Source organism: Erwinia sp. PME.40.26/001 (assembly GCF_055556675.1).
Genome location: NZ_JBVHNP010000004.1, coordinates 385,846 through 405,610, shown reverse-complemented (window position 1 = coordinate 405,610; position 19,765 = coordinate 385,846). Strand labels below are relative to the sequence as shown.

The following is a 19,765-nucleotide window of genomic DNA, read 5'->3' as shown; positions in this document are numbered from 1 at the left end:
TCCTGTTTATTCTGTCAAAATCCGGCCGCACTGCCGTTGCTGCGCGGATCGAATGCCCCTTCGAGCATCCCGTTGATATGCCGAACAATGGCCCCGGCGTGGCCCACGGCTTCGCTGTAGTCAGGCAGCAGTTCGACCTCGTGTCCCAGTGCCCTGAGCGTGGCGACGGTGTCAGCGGAAAAACGGCCTTCCAGCTTGAGCGAGTCGGAAGCCTGGCCCCAGGTACGTCCCAGCAGCCAGCGGGGGGCGCTGACGGCCTGCTGCAATCCCATGCCCTGTACCACATGGCGGGTGAAAATCGCCGCCTGGGTCTGGGGCTGACCGTCTCCTCCCATGGATCCATAAACCATCGTCCGGCCGTCGTTCAGCCTGGCCGCGGCAGGGTTTAGCGTATGGAAGGGTTGCTTACCGGGCAGCAGCGCCAGCAGATGATCGGGATCGAGACTGAAGGCCGCACCGCGATTTTGCCAGGTGATGCCGGTACCGGGGAGCACCACGCCGCTGCCAAACTCGTGGTAAATGCTTTGAATAAAGGAAACTGCCAGCCCGCTGCTGTCCATTACCCCCATCCAGACCGTATCTCCCGGCCCTTTACCGCTGCCCCACGGTGCCGCCTGACTGATATCGATCTGTGCTGCCATCTGCTGCAGGCGATCGCTGTCGAGCAGCGTCTGCATCTCTTCGCGCATGTGCAGGGGATCGGTGATGTACTGGTCGCGCAGGCCAAAGGCCAGTTTGGTGGCTTCAACGATGCGATGCACGGTCTGGGCTTCGTCAGCCTCTGCCATCTGCAGGTGGTCGGTCATAGCGAGAATGGCCAGTGATACCACGCCCTGAGTGGGCGGGGTCATATTGAAGACCTCACCGTACTGGTGGCGAATACGCAGCGGTGTACGGCGTGCGGCGTGCTGACGGTTCAGGTCTTCCAGCGTCACGGGCATTCCCAGGCGTGACATTTCACTGGCCATCTGGCGAGCGAGCGGGCCGCGATAAAAGCTTTCCAGCCCCGCTTCCGCCAGATGAATCAGGGTGTTTGCCAGGTCTGGCTGGGTGAAGCGGCTGCCGCAGCGGGGGACCTCACCGTCGGGTAAAAAGGTGGCTGCGAAACCGGGCTGGTGTATCAGCTCTGCCTGTTTACTGGCGGTGGCATCGGCCTGAGAGGCGGTGACCGGGATGCCGTCGGCGGCATAGCGTATAGCATCGGCCAGCAGGCGCGGCAGGGGGCGCTGCACGCCGCCCATCTCTCGTGAGATTGTCAGTGCTTCAGCCCAGCCGCTGACGGTACCGGCCACGGTCAGCGCAGACTTCGGACCGCGATGGGGAATGGTGCTGCTGCCCTGGTAGAAATCGGGCGAGGCCAGCGCGCCAGCCGCCCCGCTGGCATCAATGGCCACCGGATCGCCCTTAGGGGGGACGATCAGCCAGAAACCATCGCCTCCCAGTCCGTTCATATGGGGATACACCACCGCGATGGTCGCGGCGGCGGCCACCATCGCCTCAATGGCGTTGCCACCTTCACGCAAAATACTCAGTGCGCTCTCACTCGCCAGGTGGTGCGGCGTAACGGCCATCCCCAGAGGAGCCATATTGCTTTGATTCATTCGATTCCCGTCAATCGGATTACAGATGCGTTGACTAAAGCAATAGCCGTTCCAGTTTGTCGAGGATCAGGCTGTTACCAATTGAATATGTGTCGGCCAGCTCCGGTTTTGAGATAAAAGTTTGCTGATTTCCTTCCGCCAGCGTCCCCCGCTACAGACAGGCACGTTATTTGTATATCATTCTGAGGATGAAACAAACGTTACAGGGTCAACACCATGATGCAGCTTGATGAACGCCTGCGCAGTCAGTATGCGCAGCTTTCTCCCCAGGAACAGCGTATCGCTGATTTTGTTTTCGACCACTTCGACGATCTGATCAGCTACAACAGTGCCGATCTGGCGCGCCTGAGCGGGGCGTCTAAAGCTACGGTCAGTCGCCTGTTTAAACGCCTGGGCTATGAAAAATATAAAGATATGCGCGATGAGCTGCGTACCTTGCGCCAGAGTGGGATGCCGCTGACGGACAACCGCGATGCGGTGCAGGGGAATACGCTACTGGCCCGCCATTACAAGCAGGAGATGGCCAACCTGACCCGGTGGGTTAACAGCATTGATGCCGGACATTTTGGTGAAGTCGTACAGGCGCTGGCAAACAGCAAACGCATTTTTATCATCGGGATGCGTAACGCCTATCCGGTTGCTCTGCATCTGCGCCAGCAGCTGTTACAGGCGCGGACTCAGGTTCAGGTTCTGCCGCAGCCGGGGCAGACGCTGTCGGAAGAGCTGGTGGATCTCACCCCGGAGGATCTGGTGGTGGTGATGGCTTTTCGCCGCCGACCGCGCATTATCCGGCCGCTATTGCAGCAGCTACAGCATAACGGTATCCCGACGCTGGCGCTGTGCGAGCCTCAGGCGCAGGCGGTAATGACGCTGACGCGCTGGCAGCTCTGCGCCCCGCTGGACAGTGTGTCGGCCTTTGACAGTTACGCGGCAGCCAACAGCCTGATCAACCTGCTGGCCAATGCGGTATTGCACGAAAGGTTAAGTGACGGACGCCAGCGTATACATCAGATTGCTGACCTCTACGGCCAGCTGGATGAGCTGGAACACCGCTAGTGGGGCACTGTTATGGTGCTTTGCATGATTTTGGGGCGCATTGCCGCGCCCCTTTTTATGGCCTTTTAACGGGCAGTCAGGTCAGGAACTGTCCTGCTTTCCCCGACGATTTTAAGGTTAATAATCTGCTGCAGCAGGTTTTTTCTCACCCGGTATGCACCGGGCAGCAGAAATTTTTATCCCCTCTCACGCGCTGGCACATTAGTTGCAATTAAGTTCTTTAAGAATCTTTCGTTTCATGATGTATTAACCGGGGAAGTGAAGATGAAAAAAGGCTTATTTGCATTACTGGCAGGTGCCGTACTGTTTTCTCAGGCAATAGTGGCCCATGCCGACCAGCTGCAGGATATTGAAAAACGTGGCGTTATCCGCATTGCGGTCCCGCAGGACTTCCCGCCGTTTGGTTCGGTCGGCACCGATTTACAGCCGCAGGGCTACGACATTGATATGGCAAAGTACCTGGCGAAACAGATGAAACTTAAGTTGCAGCTGGTGCCGGTGACCAGCGCCAACCGCGTTCCTTATCTGCAGACGGACAAAGTGGACCTGGTGATCTCCAGCCTGGGCAAGAATCCGGAGCGCGAGAAAGTGATCGACTTCAGTCGCGCCTATGCGCCGTTCTTCCTCGGCGTGTTCGGGCCAAAAGACGGGGCGCTGAAAGAGGCTGCTGGCCTGAGTGGCAAATCCATCGGTGTCACCCGGGGGGCCGTTGAAGACATTGTGCTGACGGGGATCGCACCGAAAGACGCCCAGGTGAAGCGCTACGAAGACAATAACACCACGCTGTCGGCTTACCTTTCCGGTCAGGTGGAGTATGTTGCCACAGGCAACCTGGTGGTGGCCGCCATCGCCCGCCAGCAGGCAGATAAAGCCCCGGTCGCGAAATTTATGCTGAAAGACTCCCCGTGCTTCATCGGTATGAAGAAAAATGAGCCCGCGCTGAAAGCGAAAGTGGATGCTCTGATCGTACAGGCGATTAAGGATAAAACCCTGAACGGGCTTTCAGAGCAGTGGCTGAAGGCTCCGCTGCCCGCCGATCTCGGCGCGTAAGGGCTGACCAATGATTGGGCAACTGAATTTTCCTGCGCTGTGGCCCTTCTGGCCGGAATTACTTTCCGGCCTGTGGGTGACCATTCAGCTGACAGTGATGGCGACGGTAGGCGGCGTAGGGCTGGGCATTCTGGGGGCAGCGCTGCGCAGCGGCAGGCCTTCACTGTTCAGCCGCCTCTGGGGCGTGTATGTCGAACTTATCCGCAATACGCCGTTTGTGGTGCAGCTGTTTTTTATCGTGTTTGGTCTGCCCAATCTCGGTCTGAAGCTGACCGCCGGCGAAGCGGCGCTGCTGGCCATGCTGATTAATCTCGGGGCCTACAGTACGGAAATAATCCGTGCCGGCATCCAGGTGACACCGAAAGGGCAGTGGGAGGCTGGACGCGTACTGGGCCTGACCCGCACGCAGACCTTTATCCGGGTGGTGCTGCCGCCGTCAATGAAGCGTATATATCCGGCGCTGGTCAGCCAGTGCATTATTGTGATGCTTGGCTCCTCGGTGGTATCTCAGGTCTCCTATGAGGAGCTGACCTTTGCCGCCAACCTGATCCAGTCGCGCACCTTTTTAAGTTTTGAAGTCTATCTGGTGACCACGCTGATGTATCTGGCGCTGTCGATTGCCATGCGTCAGCTGTTACTGGCCGCGGGGCGCAAGTGGTTTGGAGAGCAGCCATGATGACAACTTTTACTGACTGGGACATTCTGCGTAACCTGCTGCTGGCGGCCCGCTGGACCATCGCCCTGTCGCTGACGGCCTTTTTCGGCGGCACGCTGGTGGCAATGCCGCTGGTGATGGTGCGCCTGAGTGGGCGTCGCTGGCCAAACCGGATTATCCGCTGCTATATCGAACTGTTCCAGGGTACGCCGCTGCTGATGCAGCTGTTCCTGGCCTTCTTCGGCGTGGCGCTATTTGGCCTGGACGTGTCGCCGTGGACGGCGGCGTCGCTGGCGCTGACCTTCTACACCAGTGCTTTTCTGGTGGATATCTGGCACGGCAGCATTAAAGCCCTGCCGAAAGGGCAGTGGGAGGCGTGTCGCTGTCTCGGCCTGAGCTTTGGTCAGACGCTCTGGCGTGTGGTACTGCCGCAGGCGCTGCGCGTGGGGATCGCCCCGACTGTCGGCTTTGCCGTCCAGGTGGTGAAAGGCACCGCGCTGGCCTCCATTATCGGCTTTATTGAGCTGACCAAGGCCGGCACTATTCTGAACAATGTGACGTATCAGCCTTTTAAAGTGTTCGGGTTAGTGGCCCTCGGCTATTTCCTGATGTGTTATCCGCTGTCACGCTACAGCCAGTATCTGGAGAAGAAATTCAATGCCGCTCATCACCATTAATCAGGTGCAGAAATACTATGGCGACAATCACGTACTGAAAGGCGTGGATCTCGATGTCGATATGGGTGAAGTGATCTCCATTATCGGTCGCAGCGGCTCGGGAAAAAGTACCCTCCTGCGCTGCATTAACGGGCTGGAAGGCTATCAGGAGGGCAGTATTAAGCTCGGCGGTATGACCATTACCGATCGCGATGCCCAGGCGCGGGACATCAGCCGTTCCGTCGGGATGGTGTTCCAGAACTTCAACCTGTTCCCGCATATGACGGCGCTGGAAAACGTGATGCTGGCCCCCCGGCGTGTGCTGAAAAAGAAAGAGGCAGAATGCCGCGAACTGGCCGCCCGGATGCTGGAAAAAGTCGGTCTGGGCGACCGGATAGATTACTATCCTGCCAACCTCTCCGGCGGGCAGCAGCAGCGCGTGGCGATAGCGCGGGCGCTGGCCATGTCGCCCAAAGTGCTGCTGTGCGATGAGATCACCTCGGCGCTGGATCCGGAACTGGTGGGGGAAGTATTGAAAGTGCTGGAGCAGCTGGCAAAAGAGGGCATGACGCTGATCCTCGTAACACACGAAATGAATTTTGCCCGCGAGGTCGGTGACCGCGTGGTGTTTATGCACCAGGGGAGGGTATGGGAGCAGGGCGACAGTAAAACCGTCTTCTCTGACCCGCAAACGAATGAATTAAAACAGTTTATCTCCTCGGTGCGTGGGCTTTAGGTTACTTTGTTTGTCATTTTGAACCTGGGCAGTGCTCAGAATCCTCACGTACTACGTGTACGCTCCGGTTCTTGCGCGCTGTCCGTGTTCAAACTGCCTGCACCAGTAACGCCTAAGGGGTTATTTCAATACAGGAATCGATGATGGATTTATCTACATTTACCCAGATTAACCCGCCGCAGCGCCTGCTGATGGGGCCGGGACCGATCAACGCCGATCCGCGCGTACTGCGTGCGATGTCCAGCCAGCTGCTGGGGCAGTACGATCCGGCGATGACGCAGTACATGAACGAAGTGATGGCGCTGTATCGCGGCGTGTTCCGTACCGAAAACCGCTGGACGATGCTGATCGACGGTACCTCACGCGCCGGAATTGAAGCGATCCTGCTGTCGGCGATCCGCCCCGGCGATAAAGTGCTGGTGCCGGTATTTGGCCGCTTCGGCCATCTGCTGTGCGAAATTGCCCGCCGCTGCCGTGCAGAAGTCCATACCATTGACGTGCCGTGGGGCGAGGTATTTACCCCGGACCAGATTGAAGACGCGATTAAAAAGGTCAGGCCACGGCTGCTGCTGACGGTGCAGGGGGATACCTCGACCACCATGCTGCAGCCGCTGGAAGAGCTGGGAGCAATCTGTAAAAAATATGGCGTGCTGTTCTATACCGATGCCACCGCTTCACTCGCCGGCAACAGGCTGGAAACTGACGCCTGGGGCCTGGATGCGGTCTCAGTCGGCATGCAGAAATGCCTGGGCGGGCCATCGGGGACCTCGCCGATTACCCTCAGCCCGGCGATGGAAGAGACGATCCGTAAGCGCAAATGCGTGGAGGCGGGGATCCGCACCGATGCTCATCAGGATGGTGATGACGAGATGATCTGGTCCAATTATTTCGATCTTGGCATGATCATGGACTACTGGGGCCCGGAGCGTCTTAACCACCACACCGAAGCGACCTCGGCGCTGTTTGGCGCGCGCGAGTGTGCCCGCCTGATCCTTGAGGAGGGGCTGGATAACGGCATCGCCCGCCACAAGCTGCACGGGGACGCGATGCTGAAAGGCATTCAGGGTATGGGGCTGGATACCTTCGGCGATCTGAGCCACAAAATGAATAACGTGCTGGGCGTGATGATCCCTCAGGGAGTGAATGGCGACCAGGTGCGCCAGCTGATGCTGGAAGATTTCGGTATTGAGATCGGTACGTCCTTCGGCCCGCTGATTGGCAAGGTATGGCGCATCGGCACGATGGGATATAACGCTCGTAAAGACTGCGTTATGCAGACCCTGAGCGCGCTGGAGTCGGTGCTGAATTATGTCGGTTTCCGCAGTACTCAGGGGGCGGCGATGCAGGCCGCCTGGGACCACTACAACGGGAGTCGCGGATGAGCGAGTGCCTGATGAATGCCACGGCCGCTGCCGCCGCTGCGGCGCGCGTCATGGCCCGCTGTGATGCACTGGCTGAAATCAGTGAAACCCCGGGTTACCTGACCCGCGTCTATCTTTCGCCGGAGCACCTGCGTGCGAATGCGATGGTCGGCAAGTGGATGAAAGCGGCTGGCATGCAGGTCTGGCAGGACAGCGTGGGCAATATCTGCGGGCGCTATGAAGGACAGCGTGAGGATGCGAAGGCGGTGCTGCTGGGTTCACATCTGGATACGGTACGCAACGCCGGGCGCTATGACGGCATGCTGGGCGTGCTGACGGCGATTGAAACGGTGCAGTATCTGCACGATCGCGGTCAGCGCCTGCCGCTGGCGGTCGAAATTATCGGCTTTGCGGACGAAGAGGGCACGCGCTTTGGTATTACCCTGCTGGGCAGCCGGGGCCTGACGGGTACCTGGCCAGCACACTGGCTCACCCATCCGGATGGCAACAGCATTACCGTCGGACAGGCGATGAAAGATATTGGCTTCAACCCCGATCTGCTATGGCAGGCGGCGCGCGACGTTGAGGATTTCGTTGCTTACCTGGAGTTACATATTGAGCAGGGCCCGTGCCTGGAGCAGGCGCAGCTGGCGCTGGGGGTCGTGACGGCAATTAACGGCGCGCGGCGCCTCAACTGTCGTTTTACCGGGGAGGCAGGGCACGCAGGGACGGTGCCGATGAGCCACCGCAAAGATGCGCTGGCGGCGGCGGCAGAGTGGATGGTGTTTATCGAACAGCGCACACCGCAGCTGGATCCACAGCTGGTCGCGACGATAGGAACCCTACAGTGCCAGCCCGGGGCGGTGAACGTCATTCCGGGAGAGGTGACGCTGACGCTGGACGTGCGCGGCCCGGAAGACCAGCTGCTGGCGGCGCTGCTGTCTGAACTGCTGGTTCAGGGAGAAGCCATTGCCCTGCGGCGTGGCCTGAGCTTCAGCGCAGAGGAGTATTACCAGATCCCGGCCACGCGCTGTGATGAAGGCTTACAGACTGCGCTGACGCAAGCCGTCGGCACCGTTCAGGGCCGCAGCCTGTCGCTGCCCAGCGGAGCCGGACACGATGCCATTGCCATCGCTGAACGCTGGCCGGTCGGGATGCTGTTTGTGCGCTGCGATCGCGGCATCAGCCACCATCCGGCGGAATCCGTGACCCCGCAGGATGTGGCTCTGGCCGTACAGGCTTACGTGCAGGCCGTGGCGGCGGTGGCCGAAAAATGAATCTGACGCAGTTCAACCAGGCCAGCGCTGACGAGGCGCAGCGTAGCATTGCGCACTGCGTGGCACTGCCTGAGTGGGCCGCGCTGCTGACGGATGCGCGGCCCTACGTCTCGCTGGCAGAGCTGCTGAAACAGGCGGACAGCGTGGCACAGCAGTGGGACAGTACCGCGCTGATGCGGGCACTTTCTGCTCACCCGCGCATTGGTGAGCGGGCAGCGGGCGGCGGAAAAGAAGCGGCCATGTCGGGTAACGAACAGGTCCTGGTGAACAGCGCCGATGCGGAACTTGCCCGGGCCTTACGCGCGGGCAATGCTGACTATGAACAGCGTTTTGGCCGGGTGTTTCTGATCCGCGCCAAAGGGCGCAGCGGCGAGCAGATCCTGGCCGAGTTACAGCGTCGCCTGAACAACGATATGCAGCAGGAGGAGCGCGAAGCGCTCGACCAGCTGCGTGAAATTACGCTTTTACGCCTGCAGGAGGCCTTCCGGTGAGCACTATTACCACGCATATTCTGGATACCGCGCGCGGGAAACCCGCCGTCGGCGTAACCATCGTCCTTGAACAGAAGGGCAGCGAAGGCTGGCAGCGACTTTCATCTGGCGTCACCAACGCCGACGGCCGGGTCAGCGATCTGACGCCCGACGGACTGGCTGCGGGCCGCTATCGCCTGACAGCCGCCATCGGCGACTATTTTGCCGCCGACGGGCGGGAAACGCTCTACGTCAACGCCCGGATCGACTTTGTCATTACCGCCCCCGGCAGCCACTACCATTTACCCTTTCTGATCACCCCGTGGTCCTGGTCCACCTATCGTGGGTCATAAACCGTACCTGTGACGGCAGCGGGTGGCCGGAAAGCCTCCTTGGGCGAACCCGCTTTTCCGGGCCGCCCGTCAACCTGCATAAAACGAAAAGGCATCATTATGAGCGTCAGGCCAGAAGATACGCGTTATCCGGCAGGCAAGGCTTTTGCCTGGGGTTTACAGCATGTGTTAACCATGTACGGCGGAATTATTGCTCCCCCACTGATTATTGGTTCAGCCGCCGGGCTGAGTGCCAGCGAGCTGGGTATCCTGGTGACGGCTGCGCTGTTTGTCAGCGGCTGCGCCACGCTGCTTCAGGCGCTGGGTATGCCCGGATTTGGTTCACGGCTGCCGCTGGTGCAGGGCGTCTCTTTTGCCGGGGTGGCTACCATGGTGACGCTGGTCACCAGTGAAGGCGGTCTGCCGGTGGTGTTCGGCGCGGTGATGGCTTCCTCGCTGCTTGGTCTGCTGATTGCCCCGCTGTTTGCGCATATCATTCGCTTTTTCCCCCCGGTGGTGACCGGGACGGTGATAGCGGTGATCGGCTTGTCGCTGATGCCGGTGGCGGCACGCTGGGCGATGGGGGGCAACCCTCATGCGGCAGGCTGGGGGTCAACCGACAATATCGGTCTGGCGGCGGTGACGCTGGTGATGGTACTGCTATTAAATCGTCTGGGCAGTGCCGCGGTAAGACGGCTGGCGGTCCTGCTGGCAATGGCCTGTGGATCCGGTGTCGCCCTGTTCACCGGGCAGGCAAGTTTTGCCGGCGTGGCGCAGGGGGACTGGCTGGCTCTGCCGGGAGTGATGACCTTTGGCATGCCGGTATTTGATGTGGCGGCCATAGTCTCGATGACGCTGATTGTGCTGGTGCTGCTGACCGAAACCACCGCCGGACTGATAGCGATTGGCGACATTGTGGGTACGGATGTGGACGGAAAGCGCATCGCCCGTGGCCTGCGCGCCGATATGCTGACCAGCGCGCTGGCACCGCTGTTCAACTCCTTCCCACAGAGTGCCTTTGCGCAGAATATCGGGCTGGTGGCGATGACCGGGGTGAAGAGTCGCTTTGTGGTCGCGGCGGGGGGCGTCATTCTGGTGATTCTGGGTTTTTTACCGGTGCTGGGCAGAGTCGTGGCAGCCATACCGCTGCCCGTTCTCGGTGGCGCGGGCGTGGTGCTGTTTGGTACCGTGGCGGCCAGCGGCATTCGCACCCTGGCAAAGGTGGATTATAAAGACAATATGAACCTGGTCATTGTTGCCACCTCGATTGCCTTCGGCATGATCCCAATTGTCATGCCGACCTTCTACGATCAGTTTCCCGGCTGGGTGCGGACCCTTTTTCATTCCGGTATCAGCGCCGCCTGCCTGGTCTCGGTAACGCTGAATCTGCTGTTTAACCGGGTATCATCGGGACGAACGGAAAAAGCTGTGGCCCGCCCGTAGGGGCGGTCATCTGTTTCTGCCCGTCCGCCAGCGGTTTCACCAGCTGAAGCTATCCGCATCGCGCCACGCCGGGAACGTCTCGCGGTAGTCGCGCAGCGTCTCCAGCGACAGCGTGGCCTCCAGGCGTGCAGGCTGGTGCGGTTCACCTTCTGCCAGAATTTCACCCTGCGGGCTGATTATCCGGCTGTTACCGCTGTACTGATGGCCGTTTCCGTCGCTGCCCACGCGGTTGCACCCGGCGATATACGCCTGGTTTTCAATGGCGCGCGCCTGCAACAGCGTCTGCCAGTGCAGGGCGCGTGGCGCAGGCCAGTTAGCCACATACAGCGCCAGATCGTAATCATTTTGGTTGCGGGAGAACACCGGGAAGCGCAGGTCGTAACAGACCTGAGGCAGGATGCGCCAGCCGCGCCACTCAATCACCTCGCGGCGCTCCCCGGCCAGATAGTGTTCATGTTCTCCGGCCATGCGGAACAGATGGCGCTTGTCGTAGAAATGCACTTTGCCTTCCGGTTCGACAAGGAAGAAGCGGTTTACCGCCCCGTGCTCAACCTGAATGGCGGCGCTGCCCGCCACCATCGCATTTGCTGCACGGGCTTTCTCCTGCAGCCAGGCAATCACTTCAACTTCTGGCAGTGAACGGGTCGCCGCTTCCATGGCAAATCCGGTGGTGAACATTTCCGGCAGGATAATCAGGTCACGGCCCTGGATATCGGCCAGCAGGTCGTTGAAAAAGGCCAGGTTAGCCTGGCCGTCCATCCAGACCAGCGGCTGCTGAAGAACAGTGATGTCTAAAGTTGACACAGGCGCTCCGCAGCAGCGTCCAGCGTGGCTTCCTGTTTGGCGAAGCACAGGCGGATCAGTTTATGAGGAAAGGCGTCGGCGCAGAACACCGACAGCGGGATGGCTGCCACGCCGACTTCTCTGGTCAGCCACTGGCAGAAGGCGACATCATCAAGATCGGAAAGGGCGCTGTAATCAGCCAGCAGGAAGTAGGTGCCTTCGCAAGGCAGGATCGTAAAGCGGCTGCCCGACAGGGCTTTCACAAAGCGGTCGCGTCGTGCCCGGTAGAATTCCGGCAGTTCCCGGTAGTGTTGCGGTTCCTGCGCCAGCATATCTGCCATCGCCAGCTGTGCCGGGGTATTCACCGAGAAGGTCAGATACTGATGTACCTTGCGTACTTCGGCGCTCAGGGCCGCCGGGGCCACGCAGTAGCCCACTTTCCAGCCGGTCATGTGAAAGGTCTTACCGAATGAAGACACGGCAATCGCGCGCGCGCGCAGTTCCGGGTGTGCCAGCACGCTGGCATGGCCGTTAGCGTCGAAGCAGATATGTTCATAGACCTCATCGCTCAGCACGTAAATCTCCTGCCGGGCAATGGCCTGCCAGAGTTGGGCGAAGTCGCTCTGCTGCCACACCGTGGCCGTCGGGTTATGCGGAGTATTCAGGATCACCAGGCGGGTACGCGCTGACAGCAAAGCGGAAAAGGCCTGCCAGTCGGGGCGAAACCCCGGGGGCTGAAGGGCGATGCGTTTCATCACGCCACCCGCGAGGGTCACGGCCGGTGCATAGCTGTCATAGCTGGGATCGAAGCAGATCACTTCATCCCCCGGACGCACCAGCGCAGTGATGGCGGCGAACAGGGCTTCGGTAGCACCGGCCGTGACGGTGACTTCGGTGTTTGCATCGGGGGTGTGGCCATAAAGTTCAGCCGTTTTTTGGGCAATCGCCTCACGCAGCGGAGCCACGCCGGTCATCGGTGCATACTGGTTCGCGCCCCGGCTGACGTGATGTGCCAGGCGCTGTTGCAGATACAGCGGGCCGTCAAAGTCAGGAAACCCCTGCGACAGGTTGATGGCGTTGTACTGCTGCGCCAGTGCGCTCATCTGGGTAAAAATAGTGGTGCCCAGCGCAGGTAGCTTGCTTTCTGGGGTAAACGACGTCTGGCTCATATGACTCAACCCTTGTAGCACGTTTTTTCCCTGACTGTCTGAAGCTGCAAGGGCGGTGGTGCATTTCTCCCGGTCACTGCCTGTTGTAAGCTCCCCGGGACGCATCGATTTGCCGCCTTGCTGCAACCCCAGCGAGTGGGGGGAAATGGATGTTATTGCTGCCAATATAACACGGTGTTAGTATTTGGCAATCAAGACGCTTAGACGTCTATAATCATCCTTATCATCTTTCACACTAAGGAAAGAGATGACACAACGCTCTCAGTTAGATCAATTAGTTGATGCCTGTCACTGGATTGGCGAACGCGGCTGGGCACCGGCCACCGGCGGCAATATGTCCGTACGCCAGGATGCGCAGTTCTGCCTGCTGAGTGAGTCCGGCAAAGACAAAGGCAGCCTGACGCGCGACGACTTTATCCAGGTTGAGATCGTCAGCAATTGCGTTCCGTCCGGCCGTAAACCCTCGGCAGAAACCGGTTTGCATACGCTGATCTACCGTCTGTTTCCTGAGGCGGGTGCGGTGCTGCACACCCACACGGTGAACGCCACCGTCCTGTCCCGGGTGGAAAAAAGCGCAGCGCTGGTGTTACAGGGCTATGAAATGCAAAAGACGCTGGCCGGGCAGACTTCGCATCAGGGCAGTGTGGCGGTGGCGCTGTTCGATAACGATCAGGATATTGCCGGGCTGTCACAGCGTATTGCGCAGTTTGCTGGGCATACGCCGCTGCGTTATGGTTTCCTGCTGCGCGGCCACGGACTGACCTGCTGGGGGAAAGACGTGGCCGAAGCACGTCGTCATCTTGAAGGGCTGGAGTTTCTCTTCCAGTGTGAATTACAACGCCGCATCCTGGAGAAATCATGATCCGCGCCATCGTCACCGACATTGAAGGGACCACCAGCGATATTCGCTTTGTCCATAACGTTCTGTTTCCTTATGCGCGGCAGCATCTGCCGGACTTTATTGCGGAACATCACTCACAGCACGCTGTGGCACAGGTGCTGGACGATCTGCGTACCGAGATTAATCAGCCGCAGGCCAGCAATGATGACCTGGTCGCCGTGCTGTTCGGGTTTATGGATCAGGACCGAAAATCCACCGCGCTGAAGGCGCTGCAGGGCATGATCTGGCGCGCGGGTTACGAGAACGGCAGCTTTACCGGTCATCTCTATGCTGACGTGCTGCCGGCGTTAAAACAGTGGCAGCAGCAGGGCATCGCGCTGTATGTTTATTCATCTGGCTCCGTTGCTGCGCAGAAATTGTTATTTGGCTACAGCGACGCAGGTGATATCACTGGGCTGTTTAGCGGCTACTTTGACACCCACGTCGGCGCCAAACGTGAGAGGGAGTCTTACCGCAACATTGCCAGCCAGATTGGTTTACCTGCAGAGGAACTGCTGTTCTTATCCGATATTCATCAGGAGCTGGACGCGGCGCAGGATGCAGGCTGGAAGACCGTGCAGTTAATACGCGGCGACGCGGATGCTGAGAGCCGTCATCGCCAGGTGGCAGGTTTTGATCAGATTAACCAGGAACTGTTGAACTCATGAGCGCACTGACTATTTTTACCGATACCGAAGCGACCACCCCGGTGTGGCACAGCACTGACGCCGCCGCAATCGCTGAAAAACTGAAGGCAAAGGATGTGCGTTTTGAACGCTGGGAAGCAGACCGCGATCTGGGTGAAAACCCGGATGCGGACACCGTGATCAAGGCGTACCAGCATGCAATCGATCGTCTGGTGGCAGAAAAAGGTTATCAGAGCTGGGATGTGATCAGCATGCGTGCGGACAACCCGCAGAAAGAAGTGCTGCGCACTAAGTTCCTCTCTGAGCATACCCACGGGGAAGATGAAGTTCGTTTCTTTGTGGAAGGGGCCGGACTGTTCTGCCTGCACCTTGACGGGCATATCTATCAGATCTTATGCGAGAAGAACGATCTGATTTCAGTCCCGGCAGGCACGCCACACTGGTTCGATATGGGCTCGTCCCCTAATTTTACTGCTATCCGTATTTTCGACAATCAGGAAGGCTGGGTGGCGAAGTTTACCGGCGATACTATCGCTGATGCTTATCCGCGCTTACCGTAATACCCGTCATTCTTCAGGCTGCAGCGGCGTTGGCTGCAGCCGCTCGCCCTGGTCACATAGTGATCTATGCTCCCAGGGACTCGCCGCTTTGCCGCCTTGCTGCAACCCGAATAATTTAGGGTATTATTTTCCGTCATTCTTCAGGCTGCAGCGGCGTTGGCTGCAGCCGCTCGCCCTGGTGAGACCCCTTAACGACGCGGCTGAAATTCGCCCGCCTTTACCTGGGCCGGGGTGACCACGCCAGTATCCAGCACCCAGCCGCTAATCAGGGCGGCGGGTGTGACGTCAAACGCCGGGTTGTACACCTGTGCATCCTCCGGTGCCCACTGCACATCACCAAAGCTGCCGGCAACGCCCGTCACTTCGCGCGCGGCGCGCTGTTCAATCGGGATGGCATCGCCGTCCGGGCATTCGCGATCCAGCGTGGTATGCGGTGCCGCGACGTAGAACGGAATGTCGTGATATTTCGCCAGCACCGCCAGGCTGTAGGTGCCGATTTTATTCGCCACGTCACCGTTAGCGGCAATGCGATCCGCCCCCACCCAGACAGCATCAACCTCTCCCCGGGCCATCAGGCTGGCGGCCATCGAATCACAGATTAACCGGTAAGGGACGTCCAGTTCGCCTAATTCCCACGCCGTCAGGCGTCCGCCCTGTAATAGCGGTCGGGTTTCATCCACCCATACCTGGCTGACCTTGCCTTCCGTCCAGCCGCGGGCGATAACACCCAGCGCGGTGCCGACGCCTGCCGTGGCCAGCCCGCCGGTGTTGCAGTGGGTCAGCAGGCGGCTGCCGGGGGTAATCAGGGCGCTGCCGGCGGCGGCAATGCTGTCACACAGGGCTTTATCCTCATCAATCAACCGCAGTGCTTCTGCCCCCAGCGCGCTGACAAAATCATCCTGGGCCAGCGCCAGCTTCATGCGATCCAGGTTATTCATCAGATTCACCGCTGTCGGACGCGCAGCACGCAGCACCTCCAGCGCCTTCGCCAGTGCCGGTCTGGCCATGCCGTTTTCAGCCAGCAGTGCCAACAGCAGGCTGGCCGACAGGCCGATCAGCGGTGCGCCGCGGACCCGCAGCGCTTTAATATGGCTCACCAGTTCGGCAACATCCGGCGTCGGGCACCAGACTTTCTGCTGTGGCAGGGCCTGCTGGTCAAGGATCCAGAGCTGATTGTCACGAACCTGTAAACTGGTGGTGCTGAGTGTTTGCATGAGTTAAATCCCGGTTGCTTTAATGCGTCATATTGTGCCAACATGGCTGACGGATGTATAGACGTCTGAACGGCTTATTACAACGAAACATGTCTTATTTTGGGGGTCAGGTCAATGTCGCAATACCGTACGTTCACCGCAGCGGATGCCGTGGAATATGCCCGTCAGTTTGGCGGCGTGGATAATCCCCAGTCTCTGGTTGATTCGCAGGAAGTGGGCGATGGTAATCTCAACCTGGTATTTAAGATTTTTGATACTTCAGGCGTCAGCCGGGTGATCGTCAAACAGGCGCTACCTTATGTGCGCTGTGTGGGCGAATCCTGGCCCCTGACCCTTGACCGCGCAAGGCTGGAAGCCGAAGTGCTGATTGAACATGGCAAATTTTGCCCGCAGCACACGGTCAATATCCTGCATTATGACCCGGAGCTTGCGGTCATGGTTATGGAAGATCTGTCAGATCACGCTATCTGGCGGAGTGAGCTGGTGAACGGTGTTGAATATCCGCAGGCGGCAGGGCAGTTGGGGGAGTATCTGGCACAGACCCTGTTCCACACCTCCGATTTTTTCCAGCATCCGTATAAGAAAAAAGCGGACGTGATCCGTTTTACTAACCCGGAGCTGTGCGATATCACCGAAGAGCTGTTCTTCAACGAGCCATATGAAGTGCACGAGCGCAACGCGTATCCGCGTGAGCTGGAGCCGCTGGCAGAATCTTTGCGTGACGATGCTGAACTGCGGGTGGCGGTCGGGGGCCTGAAGCACCGGTTTTACTGCCATGCCGAAGCGCTGCTGCACGGAGATGTGCACAGCGGTTCAATCTTCGTGGCAGACAACCGTCTGAAGGTCATTGATGCAGAATTTGGTTTCTACGGCCCGATGGGCTTTGATATCGGCAGTGCGCTGGGCAATCTGTTGATCAGCTACTGTGCTGCACCGGGGCTGCTGCCACCGAGGGAAGCAGCAGCCGCGCGTGAAAATCGCCTTAACGACGTGCGCGACGTGTGGCGGAGCTTCAGCGATCGCTTCCTTGCCCTGGCGGCAGAAAAGAGCCGGGATCGGGCGCTGGCGGTGTCAGGCTATTCGCAGGCGTTTCTGCGTAAGGTCTGGAGCGATACCATTGGCTACTGCGGTACTGAGCTGATCCGCCGTACCGTGGGCATGTCGCAGGTGGCGGATATTAAGAAGATTGACGATGATGCGATGCGTGTTGAATGCGTGCGTCAGGCGATAACGCTGGGTCGCAGTCTGATCCTGCTGGCTGACCATATCCCGGACAGTGAAGCGCTGATTGCGCGTATCCGTCAGAACGGATAACGGCAGGGGCCGATCGTTGACGATCGGCCTCCCGGGTTAAACGCTATGCCGCTTCAATCTTTCGCGGCAAAACGTCCTCTCTGATCGGCTGGGTCGCCAGCGCATCGGCAGCAAACTCATCGACGTTAATGGAGCGCAGGCGGCTGGCTTCGGCACGGACCAGTACGTCGGCCTCTTCCTGAGTCACCCATCCTTTTTGCAGTCCTTCAGCCGCCAGCGCATCCAGGCGGGTAAATGACAGATGTTTTTTCTGCTGTTTACACAGACGATCGTGAATAACTTCAGCGGCCATCACATGCTGCAACGCCTCTTCCAGCTGGCCCGCCGGGTTATGCTCGCTTGGCGTCAGGTACTGGCCGCGCCCCAGGCGGGTGCGGGTGGCTGACGGTACCTGCAGGATCTTCGCCAGCTGGTGGTCAAGACGGTCAGACGGTGCCCGGCTGTGACGACCGGTCGGGAACACCACCAGGCGGACCAGGCCCGCAACAATACGGTTCGGGAAGTTACGCAGCAGGTCGTCAATGGCGGTTTCCGCCTGGTTCAGTGCATCCTGAACGCCCCAGTGCAGCAGCGGCAGATCGGCTTCGTTGCGGCCCTCATCTTCATAACGCTTCAGCGCGGCCGACGCCAGATAGAGCTGGCTCAGGACATCACCCAGACGTGCGGAGATGCGCTCACGGCGCTTCAGACTGCCGCCCAGCACCGACATCGAGACATCCGACAGCAGCGCAAGGTTCGCACTGATGCGGTTCAGATGCTGGTAGTAGCGACGGGTGGCATCGCGTGTCGGTGAGGTGCTGGTCAGCCCGCCGGTGATGCCCAGCCAAAGGCTACGCATTGTATTGCAGCCCACGTGGCCGATATGGCTGAACAGTGCCTTATCAAACGCGGTAAGATCGTGATTCTGTGCGGCAGCCATCTCGGCCAGCACGTAGGGATGGCAGCGGATCGCTCCCTGACCAAAGATAATCATACTGCGGGTCAGGATGTTTGCCCCTTCCACGGTGATGGCAATGGGGGCTCCCTGATAGGCGCGGGCGAGGAAGTTACTGTTGCCCAGCATAATGCCTTTGCCTCCGGCAATATCCATCGCATCCACAATCGCCCGCTGACCGCGGTGGGTACAGTGATATTTTACAATAGCCGACAGCACCGCCGGTTTTTCGCCGAGCATGATGCCGCTGGTGATCAGCGTTGCCGCTGCATCCATCACATAGGCGTTGCCCGCAATGCGCGCCAGCGGTTCCTCAATGCCTTCCATTTTACCAATCGACAGGCGGAACTGACGACGAATATGGGCATAGGCACCAATGGCCAGCGCAATGCTTTTCAGGCTGCCGGTCGAATTAGAGGGCAGAGTGATCCCCCGCCCTACTGACAGGCATTCAACCAGCATCCGCCAGCCCTGTCCGGCCATTTCCGGGCCGCCGATAATATAGTCGATGGGCACAAAGATATCGTTACCGCGCGTGGGGCCGTTCTGGAACGGGACGTTGAGCGGGAAGTGACGCTGACCAATTTCGACGCCCGGCGTCTGGGTGGGGATCAGCGCACAGGTAATCCCCAGCTCTTCCGTGTCGCCCAGCAGGCGATCGGGATCGGAAAGTTTAAATGCCAGGCCCAGCACGGTGGCGACAGGAGCTAAGGTGATGTAGCGTTTGTTCCAGGTGAGGCGCATTCCCAGCACCTCTTCACCCTGCCAGTTACCCATGCAGACCACCCCGGTATCCGGAATGGCACCGGCATCCGAACCCGCTTCCGGGCTGGTGAGGGCAAAGCAGGGGATCTCCTGGCCGCGTGCCAGACGGGGCAGGTAATGATCTTTCTGGGCGTCGGTACCGTAATGCTGCAACAGCTCGCCAGGCCCGAGGGAGTTAGGGACGCCCACGGTGATAGCCAGAATACCGGAAACCCCCGCCAGTTTTTGCAGCACCCGCGCCTGAGCGTAGGCTGAAAATTCCAGTCCGCCATACTCTTTCTTGATGATCATGGCGAAGAAGCGATGCTGTTTCAGATAGGCCCACAGTTCGGGGGGCAGGTCGGCCATTTCATGGGTGATCTGGAAATCGTTGGCCAGACGGCAGGCCTCTTCCACCGGACCGTCAATAAACGCCTGCTCTTCAGGCGTCAGGCGCGGCTGCGGATACGCATGCAGTTTTTTCCAGTCCGGGGTACCACGGAACAGATCGCCTTCCCACCAGGTGGTCCCGGCATCAATGGCTTCTTTCTCCGTGCGCGACATCGGTGGCATTACCTTCTGGAAGGTGGCCAGTGTCGGTTTAGAAAACAGCGCACGGCGCATCGACGGCAGCGTGAACGGTAGCAGGATCAGTGCCAGCGGTACCAGCAGCCACAACGACCACAGCCCGGCGATGCCGAAGGCCGCCGTCCAGATAAGCAACACTGCGCTGGCAGCCATCAGGCTGACGCGGTGATAAAACAGGGCACCGATCAGCACGATCGTCGCCACAACACTGAGAACCATCATAACGTGTGCTCCGTAAGTAGTAAGAGGTCTGACCTGTTGGTTATATGTTTAGATTACCCCGACGCCAGGTGCA

The 19,765-nt window shown here is 59.2% G+C and carries 19 protein-coding genes; 14 read left to right on the top strand and 5 right to left on the bottom strand.

All coding sequences use genetic code 11. The annotated features are described in order from the left end of the window. Positions 1-14 precede the first annotated feature (14 nt). Positions 15-1,601, bottom strand: coding sequence for a gamma-glutamyltransferase family protein (locus ACZ3HG_RS14935; protein WP_465333212.1), 1,587 nt, complete (start codon positions 1,599-1,601; stop codon positions 15-17). Between the two features lie 216 nt (positions 1,602-1,817). On the opposite strand from ACZ3HG_RS14935, the gene hpxU reads away from it, so the two are divergent. The 10 genes from hpxU (at position 1,818) to ACZ3HG_RS14885 (ending at position 10,637) form a co-directional block, all read left to right on the top strand. Beyond that, the gene (hpxU, locus tag ACZ3HG_RS14930; RefSeq protein WP_465333210.1) at positions 1,818-2,657 is read left to right on the top strand and encodes a MurR/RpiR family transcriptional regulator HpxU; all 840 of its coding nucleotides are present in this window, start codon (positions 1,818-1,820) and stop codon (positions 2,655-2,657) included. 264 nt (positions 2,658-2,921) lie between these two features. After that, positions 2,922-3,707 (top strand): transporter substrate-binding domain-containing protein, encoded by a 786-nt coding sequence (locus ACZ3HG_RS14925; protein ID WP_465333208.1) that lies wholly within the window; start codon positions 2,922-2,924, stop codon positions 3,705-3,707. A 10-nt stretch (positions 3,708-3,717) separates the two neighbouring features. Then, on the top strand, positions 3,718-4,383 hold the full coding sequence (locus ACZ3HG_RS14920) for an amino acid ABC transporter permease (RefSeq protein ID WP_191935088.1): 666 nt from the start codon (positions 3,718-3,720) through the stop codon (positions 4,381-4,383). Further along, the gene (locus ACZ3HG_RS14915) at positions 4,383-5,039 is read left to right on the top strand and encodes an amino acid ABC transporter permease (RefSeq protein ID WP_465333243.1); all 657 of its coding nucleotides are present in this window, start codon (positions 4,383-4,385) and stop codon (positions 5,037-5,039) included. Before ACZ3HG_RS14920 ends, ACZ3HG_RS14915 begins: the two co-directional genes overlap by 1 nt. Then, positions 5,020-5,754: an amino acid ABC transporter ATP-binding protein gene (locus ACZ3HG_RS14910; RefSeq protein ID WP_191935089.1), complete on the top strand. Its 735-nt coding sequence runs from the start codon at positions 5,020-5,022 to the stop codon at positions 5,752-5,754. Before ACZ3HG_RS14915 ends, ACZ3HG_RS14910 begins: the two co-directional genes overlap by 20 nt. A 143-nt stretch (positions 5,755-5,897) precedes the next feature. Beyond that, positions 5,898-7,136 (top strand): pyridoxal-phosphate-dependent aminotransferase family protein, encoded by a 1,239-nt coding sequence (locus ACZ3HG_RS14905; protein WP_191935184.1) that lies wholly within the window; start codon positions 5,898-5,900, stop codon positions 7,134-7,136. Next, a complete protein-coding gene (hpxK, locus tag ACZ3HG_RS14900) occupies positions 7,133-8,392 on the top strand; it encodes an allantoate amidohydrolase (RefSeq protein WP_465333206.1) in 1,260 nt (419 codons plus the stop codon). Before ACZ3HG_RS14905 ends, hpxK begins: the two co-directional genes overlap by 4 nt. Continuing rightward, positions 8,389-8,883 (top strand): 2-oxo-4-hydroxy-4-carboxy-5-ureidoimidazoline decarboxylase, encoded by a 495-nt coding sequence (uraD, locus tag ACZ3HG_RS14895; protein WP_465333204.1) that lies wholly within the window; start codon positions 8,389-8,391, stop codon positions 8,881-8,883. Before hpxK ends, uraD begins: the two co-directional genes overlap by 4 nt. After that, positions 8,880-9,215, top strand: a complete 336-nt coding sequence (gene uraH, locus ACZ3HG_RS14890; protein ID WP_191935092.1) for a hydroxyisourate hydrolase — start codon at positions 8,880-8,882, stop codon at positions 9,213-9,215. The genes uraD and uraH overlap by 4 nt, the downstream gene beginning before the upstream one ends. Positions 9,216-9,314: 99 nt before the next feature. Next, complete coding sequence (locus tag ACZ3HG_RS14885) at positions 9,315-10,637, top strand: nucleobase:cation symporter-2 family protein (RefSeq protein WP_465333202.1); 1,323 nt, start codon at positions 9,315-9,317, stop codon at positions 10,635-10,637. 36 nt (positions 10,638-10,673) lie between these two features. Here the strand turns inward: ACZ3HG_RS14885 and ACZ3HG_RS14880 are convergent, their stop codons facing one another. Then, on the bottom strand, positions 10,674-11,441 hold the full coding sequence (locus ACZ3HG_RS14880) for an amidohydrolase (protein WP_465333200.1): 768 nt from the start codon (positions 11,439-11,441) through the stop codon (positions 10,674-10,676). Further along, positions 11,429-12,589, bottom strand: a complete 1,161-nt coding sequence (locus ACZ3HG_RS14875; protein WP_465333198.1) for a pyridoxal phosphate-dependent aminotransferase — start codon at positions 12,587-12,589, stop codon at positions 11,429-11,431. The genes ACZ3HG_RS14880 and ACZ3HG_RS14875 overlap by 13 nt, the downstream gene beginning before the upstream one ends. Positions 12,590-12,836: 247 nt before the next feature. Here ACZ3HG_RS14875 and ACZ3HG_RS14870 point away from each other — a divergent pair, with 247 nt between their 5' ends. From ACZ3HG_RS14870 to ACZ3HG_RS14860, 3 genes are read left to right on the top strand one after another with little or no spacing between them, the layout of a single operon-like run. After that, positions 12,837-13,451 carry a methylthioribulose 1-phosphate dehydratase gene (locus ACZ3HG_RS14870; RefSeq protein ID WP_191935096.1) on the top strand — a complete coding sequence of 205 codons (615 nt, stop codon included), beginning with the start codon at positions 12,837-12,839 and terminating at the stop codon, positions 13,449-13,451. Further along, complete coding sequence (gene mtnC / locus ACZ3HG_RS14865; protein WP_191935097.1) at positions 13,448-14,137, top strand: acireductone synthase; 690 nt, start codon at positions 13,448-13,450, stop codon at positions 14,135-14,137. The genes ACZ3HG_RS14870 and mtnC overlap by 4 nt, the downstream gene beginning before the upstream one ends. Next, on the top strand, positions 14,134-14,676 hold the full coding sequence (locus ACZ3HG_RS14860; protein ID WP_062749294.1) for a 1,2-dihydroxy-3-keto-5-methylthiopentene dioxygenase: 543 nt from the start codon (positions 14,134-14,136) through the stop codon (positions 14,674-14,676). The genes mtnC and ACZ3HG_RS14860 overlap by 4 nt, the downstream gene beginning before the upstream one ends. A gap of 188 nt (positions 14,677-14,864) precedes the next feature. Here ACZ3HG_RS14860 and mtnA read toward each other — a convergent pair whose 3' ends face one another. Beyond that, the gene (gene mtnA / locus ACZ3HG_RS14855) at positions 14,865-15,890 is read right to left on the bottom strand and encodes an S-methyl-5-thioribose-1-phosphate isomerase (RefSeq protein ID WP_465333196.1); all 1,026 of its coding nucleotides are present in this window, start codon (positions 15,888-15,890) and stop codon (positions 14,865-14,867) included. Between the two features lie 114 nt (positions 15,891-16,004). Here mtnA and mtnK point away from each other — a divergent pair, with 114 nt between their 5' ends. Further along, positions 16,005-17,204 (top strand): S-methyl-5-thioribose kinase, encoded by a 1,200-nt coding sequence (gene mtnK, locus ACZ3HG_RS14850; protein ID WP_191935099.1) that lies wholly within the window; start codon positions 16,005-16,007, stop codon positions 17,202-17,204. A 43-nt stretch (positions 17,205-17,247) separates the two neighbouring features. Here mtnK and fadE read toward each other — a convergent pair whose 3' ends face one another. Beyond that, positions 17,248-19,692, bottom strand: a complete 2,445-nt coding sequence (gene fadE, locus ACZ3HG_RS14845) for an acyl-CoA dehydrogenase FadE (RefSeq protein ID WP_465333194.1) — start codon at positions 19,690-19,692, stop codon at positions 17,248-17,250. Between the last annotated feature and the right edge of the window lie 73 nt (positions 19,693-19,765).

What these genes read in the sequence shown, in the direction of transcription:
- ACZ3HG_RS14885 (WP_465333202.1), top strand. Translation starts at nt 9,315, where the DNA reads ATGAGCGTCAGGCCAGAAGATACGCGTTATCCGGCAGGCAAGGCTTTT.
- mtnK (WP_191935099.1), top strand. Translation starts at nt 16,005, where the DNA reads ATGTCGCAATACCGTACGTTCACCGCAGCGGATGCCGTGGAATATGCC.
- mtnC (WP_191935097.1), top strand. Translation starts at nt 13,448, where the DNA reads ATGATCCGCGCCATCGTCACCGACATTGAAGGGACCACCAGCGATATT.
- uraD (WP_465333204.1), top strand. Translation starts at nt 8,389, where the DNA reads ATGAATCTGACGCAGTTCAACCAGGCCAGCGCTGACGAGGCGCAGCGT.
- mtnA (WP_465333196.1), bottom strand. Translation starts at nt 15,890, where the DNA reads ATGCAAACACTCAGCACCACCAGTTTACAGGTTCGTGACAATCAGCTC.
- ACZ3HG_RS14870 (WP_191935096.1), top strand. Translation starts at nt 12,837, where the DNA reads ATGACACAACGCTCTCAGTTAGATCAATTAGTTGATGCCTGTCACTGG.
- hpxU (WP_465333210.1), top strand. Translation starts at nt 1,818, where the DNA reads ATGATGCAGCTTGATGAACGCCTGCGCAGTCAGTATGCGCAGCTTTCT.
- fadE (WP_465333194.1), bottom strand. Translation starts at nt 19,692, where the DNA reads ATGATGGTTCTCAGTGTTGTGGCGACGATCGTGCTGATCGGTGCCCTG.
- ACZ3HG_RS14935 (WP_465333212.1), bottom strand. Translation starts at nt 1,601, where the DNA reads ATGAATCAAAGCAATATGGCTCCTCTGGGGATGGCCGTTACGCCGCAC.
- ACZ3HG_RS14920 (WP_191935088.1), top strand. Translation starts at nt 3,718, where the DNA reads ATGATTGGGCAACTGAATTTTCCTGCGCTGTGGCCCTTCTGGCCGGAA.
- ACZ3HG_RS14925 (WP_465333208.1), top strand. Translation starts at nt 2,922, where the DNA reads ATGAAAAAAGGCTTATTTGCATTACTGGCAGGTGCCGTACTGTTTTCT.
- ACZ3HG_RS14915 (WP_465333243.1), top strand. Translation starts at nt 4,383, where the DNA reads ATGACAACTTTTACTGACTGGGACATTCTGCGTAACCTGCTGCTGGCG.
- hpxK (WP_465333206.1), top strand. Translation starts at nt 7,133, where the DNA reads ATGAGCGAGTGCCTGATGAATGCCACGGCCGCTGCCGCCGCTGCGGCG.
- ACZ3HG_RS14860 (WP_062749294.1), top strand. Translation starts at nt 14,134, where the DNA reads ATGAGCGCACTGACTATTTTTACCGATACCGAAGCGACCACCCCGGTG.
- ACZ3HG_RS14910 (WP_191935089.1), top strand. Translation starts at nt 5,020, where the DNA reads ATGCCGCTCATCACCATTAATCAGGTGCAGAAATACTATGGCGACAAT.
- ACZ3HG_RS14905 (WP_191935184.1), top strand. Translation starts at nt 5,898, where the DNA reads ATGGATTTATCTACATTTACCCAGATTAACCCGCCGCAGCGCCTGCTG.
- ACZ3HG_RS14875 (WP_465333198.1), bottom strand. Translation starts at nt 12,589, where the DNA reads ATGAGCCAGACGTCGTTTACCCCAGAAAGCAAGCTACCTGCGCTGGGC.